We start from the raw sequence: 14,356 nt of genomic DNA on the forward strand, positions 1-14,356 counted from the left end.
CCCATCCGCACAAGGCACCAGGCAGCGATTGGCTACTCTCTAAACGCTCTTGAGAACTGGTCCGAAAGGGGCTTCATCACATAGGACCAGACACTGCGTTCGCCCGTCTGGATATGGACCTCTGCGGGCATGCCAGGCTGCAGCCTTCTGATGGTCCCCAGGCACGTCTTCTGGTCATCGAGCGTGGCCCTAGCTACGAAATAGGAAATCTGCCGCTGTGGGTCCTTGATCTGATCGGCCGAAACCCGCTGTACGGTGCCCTTGCATTCTGGTGTGATGTTCGCCTCGAAAGCTGAAAACCGTATCGACACTGGCTGTCCAGGTGCGATGTCGTCGATGCTGGCGGGCGCGACCAGGGCGTCGACCACAAGTCGATCCTGTTCCGGAACGATCAGCATAAGGGTCTCGCCAGCGCCGATCACGCCACCGACAGTATGGACTGCAAGTTCTTGAACGAAGCCCGACTGAGAGGCCCTGATTTCGGTCCGGGAAAGCTGATCCTGCGCCACCGCCTTCCGCTCGATGAGCTCGACCTCTTTGCCGTCCAGTTCACGCAGTTCCTCGTTGACGTCCTTGCGCATCTCCTCGTCAACCTGAAGGGCCTGAAGCTTGGTTTCGCTGATTTTGCCTTCAGTTTCGGCAATGGCTGCGGCAAGACGTCCAGACTCCCCGTGCAATCGCGACAATTCCAGTTGGAGTTGGCTCACCCTCTCGAGAGACACCAGCTTCTTGTCGTAGAGCGTCTTGAGACTATCGTAGTCCCTTTCGACCATGGCCGCCGATTCATTCATTGATTTTCGCTGAGCCTCCAGGCCCTCGATCTGCTTTGCCAACTGTTCCGAACGAACCTCAAGCTGGGACTTGAGGCCCGCAACCGCCTTGGTCCGGCTTTCAAAAAGTGCCTTCTCCCCGGCAATCAACAACTCCACGTCGGGTTCGCCTGCCCTCTGTAGCAGACTGTCTGGAAGGTCGATCGCCGGAAGACCGAGGCGCTCAGCCTGAAGGCGCGCCTGTCGGGCGATCGTTCGGTCGTATTGCTGGGCGATTATTTGCAGGTTGGCACGTGTCAGGGTTTCGTCGAGCCGGACGATGACTTCGCCCGCCGCCACGCGGTCACCTTCGCGGACGTTGATCGCTCCGATGATGCCGCCCGTTTGGTGTTGCACTTTCTTTGCGTTGCTTTCGACGACCACCGTTCCCGATGCGATGACAGCCCCGGCAAGAGAGGTGGTCCCCGCCCACACCCCGACGCCGCCGACAAGGAGAACGGAGATTGCCAATCCGACCAGTACATTCGCCCGGATGCCTTCGGATTTTTCGGGGGCGTATACCGAGTTTGAACCTGGTAGCCTGAACGGCGAGATCGCTTCGGATTCTAACCTAGACATGACGTTCACCCGCATGCAGCGGGATGACGGTGGAGCCGTGGCGTCTTGCTGGGTCCTCTAGTGGCTGTGCGGCCGCAATGGTCGTGACGGCGGCAAGCACTGTTTCCTTCGGGCCAAAAGCCTGCACGGTGCCGCCCGCCATGACCAGGAGTTGGTCGACATTCGATAACGCCGACGGACGGTGGGCGACAACAATGACGACTCCGCCCCTCCGGCGCACCCCATGGATTGCAGTTGCAAGCGAGACATCGCCGTCGGAATCGAGGTTGGAATTGGGTTCGTCGAGCACGACAAGAAATGGCTCGCCGTAGAGCGCCCGCGCCAGCCCGACCAGCTGCCGTTGGCCCGCCGAAAGGGCGGTGCCGCCCTCGCCCACCCTGGTCTGGAACCCATCGGGCAGCCGCAGGATCATCTGGTCTACGCCGGACGCCTGCGCCGCCGACAATATGTCGTTCGGCGAAGCGTTGCTATCGAAACGGCTGATGTTGTCCGCAACCGTCCCGTCGAACAATTCTATATCCTGCGGAAGATAGCCGATGTCGCGCCCGAGTGCTTCTGGATCCCATTGGTCAAGGGCAGCGTGGTCGAGGCGGACGGTTCCGCGTATTGAAGGCCAAGCACCGACCAATGCGCGAACAAGCGTGGATTTCCCTGACGCGCTCGGTCCGATGACGCCAAGGGCAGCTCCTGCGCGAAGAACGAAGGTTATGTTCTGGATGATAGGCTTTTGCTGCCCAGGCGCGGTGACAGTAAGGCCGTCGACTGAAAGTACATTGTGCGGCCGTGGCAGCGCCATCGGCTGCCCATGGTTGACGAAAGCCTTGAGCGTCCTCGATAGTTGTCCGTAGCTCTGACGGGCAGAAATGAAACCACGCCAGTTGGCAATGGCGATATCCACCGGTGCCAGAGAACGCGCGAGCATGATCGACGAGGCGATGATCACGCCTCCTGATGCTTCGCCCTCGATCACCAGATAGGCTCCTAGACCGAGCATGAGCGACTGGAGGACCATGCGCAGCGTCCGGGAGAGCGCCCCGGCAAAACCGACGATGTCTGACAGTCGCCGCTGGTCCGCAAGGAAGCGCGTGCTTTGTTCGCTCCAAAACGCCGCAAACCTCTGCGATAGTCCCATTGCCCGGATGACCTCGGCATTACGACGTCCAGCGTCGGCGAAGGTAGTGCGGCTGATCACCGATTCTGTCGCCCTGCGACCAGGCCCCTTACCCAGCCCTTCGGCAATGAGCGTGAGCAACACGATCACCATTGCCCCGGCCGTCGCGAGGATGCCGAGTGAGGGATGCATCAAGTAGATGACTGCGATGTAAAATGGGATCCACGGCAGGTCGAAGAACGCTGTGGGCCCTGTTCCGGAAACGAACGACCGTATTTGGTCGAGATCGCGGATTGGCTGGACGCGCGAGCCTTCGTGTCCGGTTCTCAGGGGTAACAGGAGTGACGCCTCGAACGCATTGCGGTGAAGCCTGCGGTCAAGCGTATTCCCAATTCGCACTAGCAGCCGAAGCCTGACGAAGTCGAGCAGGCCATATGCGGCATACAGCCAGACCATGACGATCGTAATGCCGACCAAGGTCGGCACGCTCTGCGAGGGCATCACGCGGTCGTAGACCTGCAGCATGTAGAGTGAACCCGTCATACCGAGAATATTGACGACTGCCGAGAAAAGGGCGACGGCGAGCAGCGCGCCCGAGCAGTGCATGAACGCCGTCTTCAGTTCGTTGCCTGGGTACATTGCGATGACCTTGCCCGAGTTCATCGGTCTCACCCAGTCTCAGACCACCGTGAAATCGGCGTTGGTCAAGGCCTGTCCCGTACCGATGTTGGCGAATTGCACCGCTCCGCCCGCCGCGTTGCCGTTGGTGTCGTAGGTGAGCGTTCCGGTCGTAGGATTATAGATAATCCGGTCGTTGGCGTCGGCCGCCGCGGTGCCCACGTGAAATGCTTCGGCCGCCAGAGTCCCGGCTCCACCAAGCGTCGTGAAGATAGCGTCGTCGAGCGCCACGGTGTCGTCGGTGACATTGAAGTCCGAGATTGTATCCCGGTTGGTCGAGGCGTTGAGGGCGGTGCTAAACAGGAAGGTGTCTGCTCCAAGGCCGCCCGTCAGCGTGTCGTTTCCGGCCCCGCCATCCAGCACGTTTGCTCCGCTGTTGCCCATCAGCACGTTGTTGGCCGAGTTGCCCGTACCGTTGATGTCAGCGGTGCCAGTCAATGACAGGTTCTCAAAAACGCCGAGAACACGGACAGAATTCAGCAGGCTGAACGAAATCGAGGACTGGACCGTATCGGTGCCTGTTGAGTTCGCAACACTTTCGTCGATCGTGTCGTTGGCGCTGTCGACGATATAGGTATCGTTTCCAGCCCCTCCGCGAATAGTGTCGTTTCCCGCGCCACCATCCAGCGTGTCGTTTCCAGCTCCACCATCCAGTAGATTGGCTCCGCTATTGCCTGTGAGCACGTTATTGGCCGTATTCCCCGTTCCATTGATATCGGCGGATCCCGTCAGCGTGAGGTTTTCAACGATGCCCAACACCTGCGCAGGGTTGGCCAGGTCGAAACTGACGGATGACAAGATAGTATCGATACCGTTCGAACCTGACTCATTTACGAGGTCATTGGCGTTGTCGACGATATAGGAATCGTTGCCGCCGCCGCCCTGCATGATGTCGGCACCGACGCCGCCATCCAGCACATTGGCGGCACTGTTTCCAATCAAGGTGTTATCGAGATCGTTGCCAGTGGCATTGGTGCTAGCGGCCCCTGTTAGTGTGAGGTTTTCCACATTGCCCAATACACGCGTCACGTCTGCCAAGCTAAAGGTGACCGACGACCGAACGGTGTCAGTGCCGTCGGATCCGCTCGCGGCCTCATCGACCATGTCGTTGGCATTGTCGACGACATAGGTGTCGTTCCCACTTCCGCCCTGCATGGTGTCGGCACCGAGTCCCCCGTCCAGCACATTGGCACCGCTGTTCCCGATGAGAATGTTGTCCAAAGCGTTGCCCGTGGCGTTGATGCTCGCCGAGCTCGTCAGCGTGAGGTTCTCTACCGCCCCAAAAACGCGGCTGGCATTGGCCAGGCTGAAGTTCACCGAAGACCGAACCGTATCGATCCCGTCCGATCCGGCCACGCTTTCGTCAACCCTGTCATTGTTGCTGTCGACGACATAAGTGTCGTTGCCTGCGCCGCCACGCATGGTGTCGGTCCCGGCTCCGCCATCAAGTACATTGTCCCCACCATTGCCGACGAGGACGTTGTTTCCAGAGTTTCCCGTCCCATCGACGTTTCCGGTTCCCGTCAGGGTCAGGTTCTCGAGAGTCCCGAGCACGGTGAGCGAATTGGCGAGACTGATGGTAATAGAAGCGAGAACCGTGTCAGTGCCTCCCGATCCGCCTTCGTCGACGATATCGTTGGCGCTGTCGACCACGTAAGTGTCGTTGCCAGCACCGCCCTGCATGTTGTCGTTGCCTGCGCCGCCATCGAGCGTGTCGTTGCCACCGCCTCCGATCAGCGTGTCGTTTCCGGCTCCGCCTACAAGGGCATCGTTGCCGCCACGGCCGTCCAACGTGTCATCGCCCTCACCACCGTCGAGGGCGTTGGCGGCGTTGTTGCCGATAATAATGTTGTTCGCCGCATTGCCTGTGCCGTTGATGGCGGCGCTGCCTGTCAGCGTCAGGTTCTCAACGGTGCCCAGAACCTGTATCGGGTCAGCGAGGCTGAACGAAATCGACGACTGGACCCTGTCGATGCCATCCGATCCGGCGACGCTTTCGTCGATGGTGTCGCCTATGCTGTCGACGGTGTAGACGTCATTACCCGCGCCACCGCGCATGGTGTCGTTGCCTATACCGCCATTGAGGGTGTCATCTCCCGCACCACCATTGAGTTCGTCATCTCCGGCGAGACCGTTCAGTGTGTCATTGCCGCCCAGGCCGTTGATGATGTCTACCACGGCGGTACCCGTCAGGGTGTCGTTTCCGGCCGTGCCGTTGATGACGTTGCCCTCAATGACATTGGTCACCGTGATCGCCACGTTGCGGTCGGTGCCATTTGTACCGTCGAAGGCTGTGACGGTGATGTCGTAGACATTGTTGCCTCCGGCATCCGCCGGAGCCTCGAAGTTCGGCGCGGTCTTGAATGTGACCACGCCGGTTGCCCCGTTGATGTTGAACAGTGCCGCGTCAATTCCAGAAAGCGAGTACGACAACGCTCCAAGATTGTCGGGGTCGACCGCGTCGGCATCGTAGGCTGCTCCCGCGCTGTTCTCTGCGACGCTAGCACTTGTGCCAGACGTGAACGAAGGGGCCTCGTTTACATTGGTCACGGAGACTGAGAACACTTGGGTGGCTGTGCCGCCGTGGCCATCGGAGACTTGGACGGAAACCTGATAAACATTTTCGGTTCCCACGTCTGATGGAGCCTCGTAGTTCGGCGCGGCGACAAAGGAAAGCTGACCGGTATTAGCGTCGATCGCAAACTGAGATGCGTCTTCACCCCCGACAATCGAGTAGGTCAGGGTTTGTCCCGCGTCAGGGTCGAACCCCCGCAACCTCGCCACGGTCAATGTGTTTTCGGCCACGGCTATCGAACCACTCGCGATGCCGACATCAGCAACGTGCAATGAGTTTGCTTGGCCAGTCAGTGTTCCGGCAAGAACGAAATCGCCCATCCCGTCGCCCGCGTAGATCTTGATCTCGTTGGGGTAGTTGTTCGAAACTAGGTCAAGATGGCCGTCATTGTTCAGGTCGACAATCTGATTGACGGGGAAAGCAATCGAGCCTGCCTGGAGAAGCGTGCCATTCCCATTGTTAAGGTAGACGTGGCTGCCGGATGAACCCGCGAATATCAGGTCGACGTGGCCGTCCTCATTGAGATCCCCGGCCACCACGCTTCCGCTATCGAAAGACTGGCCAGAATCGACCATTCCGCCGGAGCCGTCATTGAAATACAACTTGCTTGGCAATGAAGCGTTGGCGACGACCAGATCGAGTGAACCGTCACCGTTCAAGTCGGCAAGCACACCACCATATGATTCCTCAGCCGGGAATTGTTGCGCCGAAGCTACAAAGTGTCCTGTTCCGTCGTTGAAGAATATTTTCTCTGAATTGAATGGCATAGAGAGCACGAGATCGGCGTAACCGTCACCGTTGAGATCGCCGATGTTAACAGAGACAGCCCCCCCTGAGACCTGCTGAGAAAGGCTAAAGGAACCGGTTCCGTCATTTGAGTATATGTCGAGTGATCCGTGTATGTTGACGAAGGCAAGCTCCAGACGTCCGTCATTGTTGACATCAAGAAATTTCGCCTGGCTTTGGAACTGGGCAGGGAACTGGTTACCACTGTCGGTATAGGTTCCGTCGCCATTGTTGAGGTAAAGGCGGCCGACCCCATTGTCGCCCGTTACCGCGAAATCGAGCCAGCCGTCATTATTGATGTCAGCGGTATCCATACCATATGGATATCCACCGTTGACGGCGAAGAAGCCGCCTGACGAGAATTGGAAATCGCCGCTGTTTTGATTGGTTTGTCCGCCTTGATGGTTGGCGACAAGGATTTCTGGAAGTCCATCACCGACAATCTTTGGTGCTTCATTCTGGTCTGCGACCGCAATGGCTACGCTTCGACTCGTAGTGAGTGAACCATCGGAGGCCGTCACGATAATGTCGTAGACATTGTTGCCGTCGTCATCATGCGGATTCTCGAAATCTGGCGAAGCGAGGAAGGATACCTCACCGGTTGACGCGTCGATTGCGAACAGCGCGGCGTCCGCCCCCGAAAGGCTGTAGGTCAGCGCGCCGAGATTGTCGGCGTCAGTTGCATCTGTGTCGTAAGCAACCCCCGTTCCGTTTTCCGCGAAGCTGGCGGCGGCTCCCGATGTGAAGCCAGGCGCGCTGTCGTTGCCATTGGTGACAATGACCGTGATCGTTTGGGTGTCGATACCGCCCTGACCATCGTCAACCTGGACCTGCACCTCGTAGACGTTGTCAGATCCGGCATCGGTTGGAGCCTCAAAATTTGGTGCCGCAACGAAGCTAAGGACACCCGTTCCATCGACGATCTGGAATTTGGCCATGTCCTGTCCGCCCACAATCGAGTAAGACAGCATGTTCCCTGCATCGGGATCAGTTGCGGTCACAGTAGTGATAGCCGTGTCGTTTTCAGTAATCGAGACGGCTGCAGTTTCACCGCCGCCGTTCGACGTGATTGATGGCGGTTGATTGTGCACCTGCGCAAGACTGAACGTCCCGTCAGAAAATTGGAAAAATTCGACGTTGCGGACGATATCCACTCCGTCCGGTGCTCCGCCGCGCTGGTCAGCCACCGTCACGCTTCCATCGCCGTTGTCGGTGAACACGTAATTGGATCTGAGGCCGGAGAAAACAGCAGTATCGCTGTCCTGTCCGCCGTCAATCGTGTCGCTGCCGGAAGCGCCGCGCAGAACGTCGTCGCCGCTGCTGCCGTTAATCGTGTCGGCTTGCGAAGAACCCGTCACAGTGTCGCCAGCAGACGTGCCGTTGATGGTGATCCTATCGGTTGCGTCCCAACCGCTCATTAACCATCCGGCCGCGCTGAAATTCGATGCGTCGTTTACGACCAGCTTGAATCCAGTACCGTTCGATAGGAACAAGGCTGTACTTGAAATGCCGGTTCCGCCAAATTGCCCGCTGGACATGGTCAGCGTCTGGTTCGATTGAAGCGAGTCGAAGCGTTCGATCGAACTTAGGCTTGCCTGAGAGACGTCAACTGAATCGAAAAGTGCGATTCGGTCGAATCCGTCACCCCCGTCGATCACTTCTCCGGCCGGAGAGCCATTAACGTGCAGGTAGAACGAGTCGTCGCCTGCATAGCCCATAAGGACATCGGCTCCACCGAAACCGCTAATCCAGTCGATTTGCGACGTGCCGTAGATGGTCTCATTCGTGTTCCCGAGCTGCCCCTGGAAATTGACGACATCGAAACCCTGGCCCCAGTTCGCAAACGTCCAGCCACGTGCGTCGATCGTACCGCCAGCGATCACGTCAACAGCCAGATTGTTCTGAAGCTGGTTCCCCTCGATAGCTAGGTTCGACGCAAAGCCGCCCGGCGCAAATTGTGCTGATGAGACCCAGACACTTGACGAGGCATGAAGAAGCAGTCGCTCGACCGAGGCAACCGTGGCCCCACGCAGCTCCGTCGACGATAATGCCTGTAGCGTGTCGTACCCGGTTCCTCCGTCGTAGATTTCGCCAGTCTCCGCAATACCGACGACGAGTGTGTCGTTGCCTTCGCCACCGTACAGCTGGTCAACGCCGGAAGCGCCGTCAATGAGGTCATCGCCGCCGCTTCCCGACAGAGAATTGCTTCCCGCTCCGCCGATCAGCACATCTGCAAATTCGGAGCCTTGCGCTTCCTCTATGTTGAGGAGTGTGTCGACATTGCCGAACAGATCGATCGCTGAGTTCGGCCCTGTCGTTCCAAGAAAGGAAGTCTTCACGGTATTGGAGAAATTGACGAAGACGCCGTGCGTGGCGCTGCCGCCATCGTTGTCATACCTGTAGTCGATCTGGTCGGTCCCAGCACCGCCGTCGACAAAGTCGCTTCCGGCTCCCAACTGGAATTGGCTGAAGTCCTGGTTTCCACCGAAAACCGTGTCAGCAAACGCGGTTCCGCGAACCTTGTTGATATTGGTCAGCGTGTCAGTGTCACCAAAACCGTCCGTCGCGGTGTTGGCCGCCTGCCCGCCCTGCGTCGTGTCCGAGATATTCACGGTAACGCCGCTGACACCACCGAAGGTTGCATCAAGATCATAGTAGACCCATGAATCGCCCGAGCCGCCGGTAATGTTGTCATTGCCGCGGAAACCGAAGAACCCTTCATACCCGCTTCCGGGGCTCTTGCCGTCAATGAAGTCGGCAAGGCCGGTGCCGAATACATTCGAGATGTCCACCAATGTGTCCGTATGGCCGAAGGTGTCGGTCGCGACGCCAGTTGCAAGGTTGACCGTCACGGCACCGCCGCCGCCTTCGTAGATGTAGCCTGCGGTATCGTCCTGCTCGTCGCCGTTGAGAATATCCTGGCCCTGGCCGCCGATCAGTATGTCGTTGCCGTCACCGCCATGCAGTTGGTCGTCCCCGGAGAGACCTCGGAGGGTGTCGTTCCCTGCCAGGCCGTTGATGATGTCAACTTCGGCTGTCCCTGGCAGGTTGTCGTTGAATTCAGTGCCATTGATAACGTGTGTTTCGGCGATGTTGGTGACTGTGACCGAGATCGTCTGGGTGTCGATACCGCCCTGACCATCACCAACCTGGACCTTAACCTCATAGAGGTTGTCGGCTTCCGCATCGGTCGGCACCTCAAAATCGGGAGCGGTCAGGAAACTCAAAGCGCCGGTCGTATCATCGATTGTGAAAAGGCTGGCATCCGCGCCACCGACGATGGAGTACGACAGCGCCGCCCCTGAGCCTGGATCGCTCGCAGTTACCGTAGTTACGGAAGCGCTGTTCTCGGCAATCGAAACTGCTGCAGTATCCCCGCCGCCGTTGGATGTTATCGTGGGTTTGGTGATTTCGAGAAGTTCGGACAGCGTCCGCTCGCCATCTGCAAACTGAAACAATTCGAAATCGGTGATGGTGTCTGTCCCGTCGGGGGATCCGCCCCGCAGATCGGTTATCGTCAGACTTCCGTCCGGATATTGGCTTACAAAGTAGTCATCTCGGTTCCCAGAAAAGACCGCCTTGTCGGTGCCGTCTCCACCGTACAACTCATCTGCGCCAGCACCGCCCGTAACGACATCGTCTCCGAATTCGCCTTCGAGATAGTCGTTTCCCGCTCGGCCATCGAGTACGTCATTTCCTGCCCCGCCCCAGAAGAAGTTGGCGGTCGCATCGCCCCGAATAATGTCCGCGACGCCCGTACCCCGGATTTGTTCGACATTCTTCACCCGGTCATGAGCACCGAAGCCATCGATCACGAGGCCAAAGCCAGCTGCGTCGAGGTTCTCGAGATCGGCATTGATTCCGTTGGTGCCGCCATAATTGATATCGCGCCCATAGTCGGCTTCATCCCTGCCCGGTCCTGAGCCCCCGTCGAATGTATCAATTCCGCCGAGACCACGAAAACGTTGGGATCCGGCTCCTCCTGCCACCACATCGGCGAATTCCGTTCCCCGAATGGACTCTATGTTGGTAAAAGTGTCGGTCATGCCGAAGGAATCGCGTAGCGTTCCGTCACCTGTATTTGGAGTGCCATCGTCGAAGGTGACTACTATACCGCTTGTCCCGCCATACTGTGTTGAGAGTTGATACAACAACTCGTCATACCCAGCGCCGCCGTCAATCTGGTCCGCTCCGCCGTTCGGATCGAAGCCTTCGTCCTGGTCAGATCCTATCATCGTGTCGTCATGGTTGGTGCCAAAAACCCGCTCGATATCGACAAGGGTATCGGTGTCTCCGAACGTATCGGTGGCTGTTCCCTCAGCCAGATTTACCACGACGCCCTGGGTACCGCCGTCCTTCGTGTCCTGCATGTAGTCGACCGCGTCCCAAATACCGTTGGCGTCATCGTCAGTCCCTGAACCGCCGTCGATCACGTCGTTTCCTTCGCCGCCTGCGATCCAGTCTTCGCCTCCAAGGCCGTTGATTACGTCATCTCCGGCAAAACCGTAGATGTTGTCAAAGTCGGGAGTGCCGTTGAGCGGGTCGTCTGACGAATTGGTGCCAGAAACCCCATTCCGATCGATGAGGAGATGGAATCCAAGCGACCCATTGGAAAACTGGACAGTTTCGATGTCGGAAATGATGTCGACACCATCCCCATTGCCACGGTGATCGACGACTGTGTAGGTGCCATCATGGTTCGAGGAGAAGGTATAGTCAGTGCTGTTTCCGCTGAGTACGAGCGTGTCGATACCGTCTCCGCCTTCGATCGTGTCGTTGCCGTCCCCGCCACTTAGCGTGTCATTTCCACCCAGGCCCTGGATGGTGTCGTTGCCGCCGAGGCCATTGAGTACATCATCCCCCATCTCGAGCGTGGGATCGCCGCCTGCGGGGCCTCCAGAAATAAGATCGGCCTGCTCGGTCCCGTTGATGACGTCGATGCCATTGGTTCCATATTTGTCGGCCATTTCACCCTCCGGTAGCTTGGATAGTCGCGTCCTGTCGATTGTTTGAAACCGTTAGATACGAGCAGAAAAGACTTGCCTTGGAGGATAAGCATCGTCCGCCACGACGCCGAATGTGCCAAAAGCTGTTGCAGCCAATGGATAAGGTCCGAAAACGCTTGGCAGTTCGTCCACCCCAACGCCTGAAAACTGGTTTCCGTCATTGTTTCGTTTAGCCCCTCATATTCTGAAGAACTGCCGTGCCGCGAAACACCCATTTGGGTAATGTCGTCGTTCCGCTCTCTCATAGCTGCGAGGCACTAGAGGACACGGCAGAACAGCCACCGAGCAGCGCGGTTATTTGCGAGAAACAGAGGATTGAAGTCGCCTCTGGTCGACACACCCGCCTTCGAAGACCCCCAGTTACTGGCGCTTATCGGCCCCCGTACTTTCGAGTGAAGGCGTTTCACAGATTGGCATCCGCCACAACGACGGATTGGAAGCACTGCTGGCTGTGCCTGGGACAGATTGGTTCGGGTAGCTACAACCAAAAGATGGTCGTGCTCGAAGGAATTACCTCGATTAGACAATCATTGCACACTGAGCAATGCAACTCAAAAATACCCAACAATTACTTATCATACTTACATTTTCCAATTTTTGAACGAAGGCTGCGTAAATTTTCCTAAATTATCTTAAATATTATAATCTATCTATTCTATGGAATTACGGCCAGTGAAAAGAGATTGGTTATTTAATGTATCATTTTTTGTATTGATCTTAAAACTTCTCTAATCACTAGATAAATAATCTACTAAATATCAGTAATATTGTCGCTATAGTATCATTCAGATTCCAAACAAATCCACCGAGACCAACTCGATATCCAAAGTACATTATGGTTATATGGTGGCCGCAATCGCCCTTGTCTTGTTCAAAGGAGATAGCAGGTGGGTGCAGTTTTCGATTTTGGTTCGATCAGTATTGCGTTTGCCGAAGCAGCTGTTGACCCCTCGCGGTGGGATGCCGCGATGGAAGTGGCTGAAAAGGCCACTGGAAGCGTTGGAGCCCTGCTCTTCGATATGAAGGGCCACCTACCACTCGTACCACACAGCAGTACTATGGCTCCGGTTCTCGAGGCCTACGTCCGTGACGGCTGGATAAACCACGACGAGCGCTATCGACTCATGAGCTTTCTCGCTCAACGGGGTGTCACATCTGAGCTCGACCTTATGACACCTGAGTACATGGCAAAGCACCCATACTACCAGGAATTCCTAGCGCCCTTTGGCTTGCAATGGTACGCGGCCGTTAAGATCGCAGCAGGAGATGAATTCTGGGCGCTGTCTCTGCAACGATCCATCCTCCAGGGTCCGTTCACACCAGACGAGATGAGACAGTTGGCGGAACTTTCGAAGCAGCTGGGTTCCGCCGCCGCAGTTGCACGAGCACTAGGCTTTGCGAGGGCCGATGCGGCATTGGATGCCTTTAGCGCAACCGGAACGCCTGCCATTATGCTGGACAGGAATGGAAATGTACTCCTCGCGAACTCTTCGGCTGAAGGACTTTTGGGGCGAGGACTGCAGATTGTCCACCGACGCTTGGTGTCCTACGACCGAACCGCGACAGATGCCCTCGACCGATCTTTAAAACAGTTGCTCTGTTCTCCGGAGACGGCCGCCACAGTGCCCCCAGTGCTGCTGCCTAGATATGACGGGCGGCCTCTTGTTGCCTATCCTTTGAGGCTACCTGCAGTCTCCTACAACGCGCTCGCGCCGTGCCAAGCAATTGTCATTCTCAATGATCCAGACACAAGACCTCGTCCGCTTGACTCTGTACTTCAGTACTGCTTCAGGCTGACATTATCCGAAGCGAAACTGGCGCGAGAGATTTGCTCGGGACACGGTCTTGAAACGGTGGCCGACAAACTTGGCGTATCCTATGAGACCGCGCGCAATCAGTTGAAATCCATCTTCGCAAAGACGGAAACGCATCGGCAATCAGAGCTAGTCGCGCTTCTCACCAGGCTCTCCAACGGCCGATCCCAGGTCAATGCGCGGACGATGTGATCCGCTCCAAATTATCAGATAGACCGCACGAACTTTCTGAATGGAGAGCACCATGAAGAACTTATTCTTCTGCGTATCAGCACTATTTCTTCTCTTATTAACAACTAGCGCCACGCTAGCGATATCATGGCAGACGTCCTGTCGCGTCGATTCAGGATCGATAACACGCGAGTCTGGTACTTATGTTTTCCGCACGAGCAAGAACCACTGCACAGGCGGAATTTTCAATCAGCGCGCCGAGCTGAATACAGGAAACATTTCGATATCCCGCAAAGTGACGTACGTGTTCGACACCACAATATCGATGAAGGCGGCTGCAAGGGAAGAATTCATCGTCTTTCAGGTTCACGATGGGAGAATGGGCTGCTCTCCCCCCATGAGCCTTCGATGGACTGGCGGCAACACCCTCCGCTTCGACAGTGACTACACCCGTGGAAAGGGAATGGCTGGATGTGTAGAGAACCGCTCTCTGAGGGGGGCGCAATACAGAGGTCCATCCTTGAAGCGAGACGGCACAGCATATCGCCTTCAAGTCAAACTCACGTTTGATGGAAATGGAGGTTTTGGTGTTGACGTCTTGATCAACGGGAAATCGGCGATATCCGGCACCTATCAACCATCCAGTGACCCGTCATTCGTTGCATCAAAACGGTTCTTCATGAAACACGGTGTCTACTCGAAGAATCTCTTCGAGTACGAAATGAGTTCGAAGGGGATGCGTGTGTCTCAGGGGCAATAGACCGAAAGTGCCAGCAAAGCTCGCACAATGGACAGATCGTGATGGCCGCCTCAAGCCGCCAGATCGC

5 protein-coding genes are annotated in these 14,356 nt (G+C 56.8%); 2 read left to right on the top strand and 3 right to left on the bottom strand.

Annotation, left to right across the window (positions count from 1 at the left end; genetic code table 11):
• Positions 1–32: 32 nt before the first annotated feature.
• The 3 genes from AC1DLV_RS23060 to AC1DLV_RS23070 are packed head-to-tail and all read right to left on the bottom strand — an operon-like array spanning position 33 to position 11,505.
• Positions 33–1,388 carry an HlyD family type I secretion periplasmic adaptor subunit gene (locus tag AC1DLV_RS23060; protein WP_476802354.1) on the bottom strand — a complete coding sequence of 452 codons (1,356 nt, stop codon included), beginning with the start codon at positions 1,386–1,388 and terminating at the stop codon, positions 33–35.
• Complete coding sequence (locus tag AC1DLV_RS23065; RefSeq protein ID WP_476802355.1) at positions 1,381–3,162, bottom strand: type I secretion system permease/ATPase; 1,782 nt, start codon at positions 3,160–3,162, stop codon at positions 1,381–1,383. The genes AC1DLV_RS23060 and AC1DLV_RS23065 overlap by 8 nt, the downstream gene beginning before the upstream one ends.
• Positions 3,163–3,177: 15 nt before the next feature.
• A complete protein-coding gene (locus AC1DLV_RS23070; RefSeq protein ID WP_476802356.1) occupies positions 3,178–11,505 on the bottom strand; it encodes a beta strand repeat-containing protein in 8,328 nt (2,775 codons plus the stop codon).
• A gap of 926 nt (positions 11,506–12,431) precedes the next feature.
• Here AC1DLV_RS23070 and AC1DLV_RS23075 point away from each other — a divergent pair.
• Entirely contained in the window at positions 12,432–13,550 is a 1,119-nt protein-coding gene (locus tag AC1DLV_RS23075) for a helix-turn-helix transcriptional regulator (RefSeq protein WP_476802357.1), read from the top strand.
• Positions 13,551–13,602: 52 nt separating this feature from the next.
• Positions 13,603–14,289, top strand: a complete 687-nt coding sequence (locus tag AC1DLV_RS23080; RefSeq protein ID WP_476802358.1) for a hypothetical protein — start codon at positions 13,603–13,605, stop codon at positions 14,287–14,289.
• The last annotated feature ends 67 nt before the right edge of the window (positions 14,290–14,356 follow it).

This window comes from Aminobacter sp. 01T433 (genome assembly GCF_056398585.1).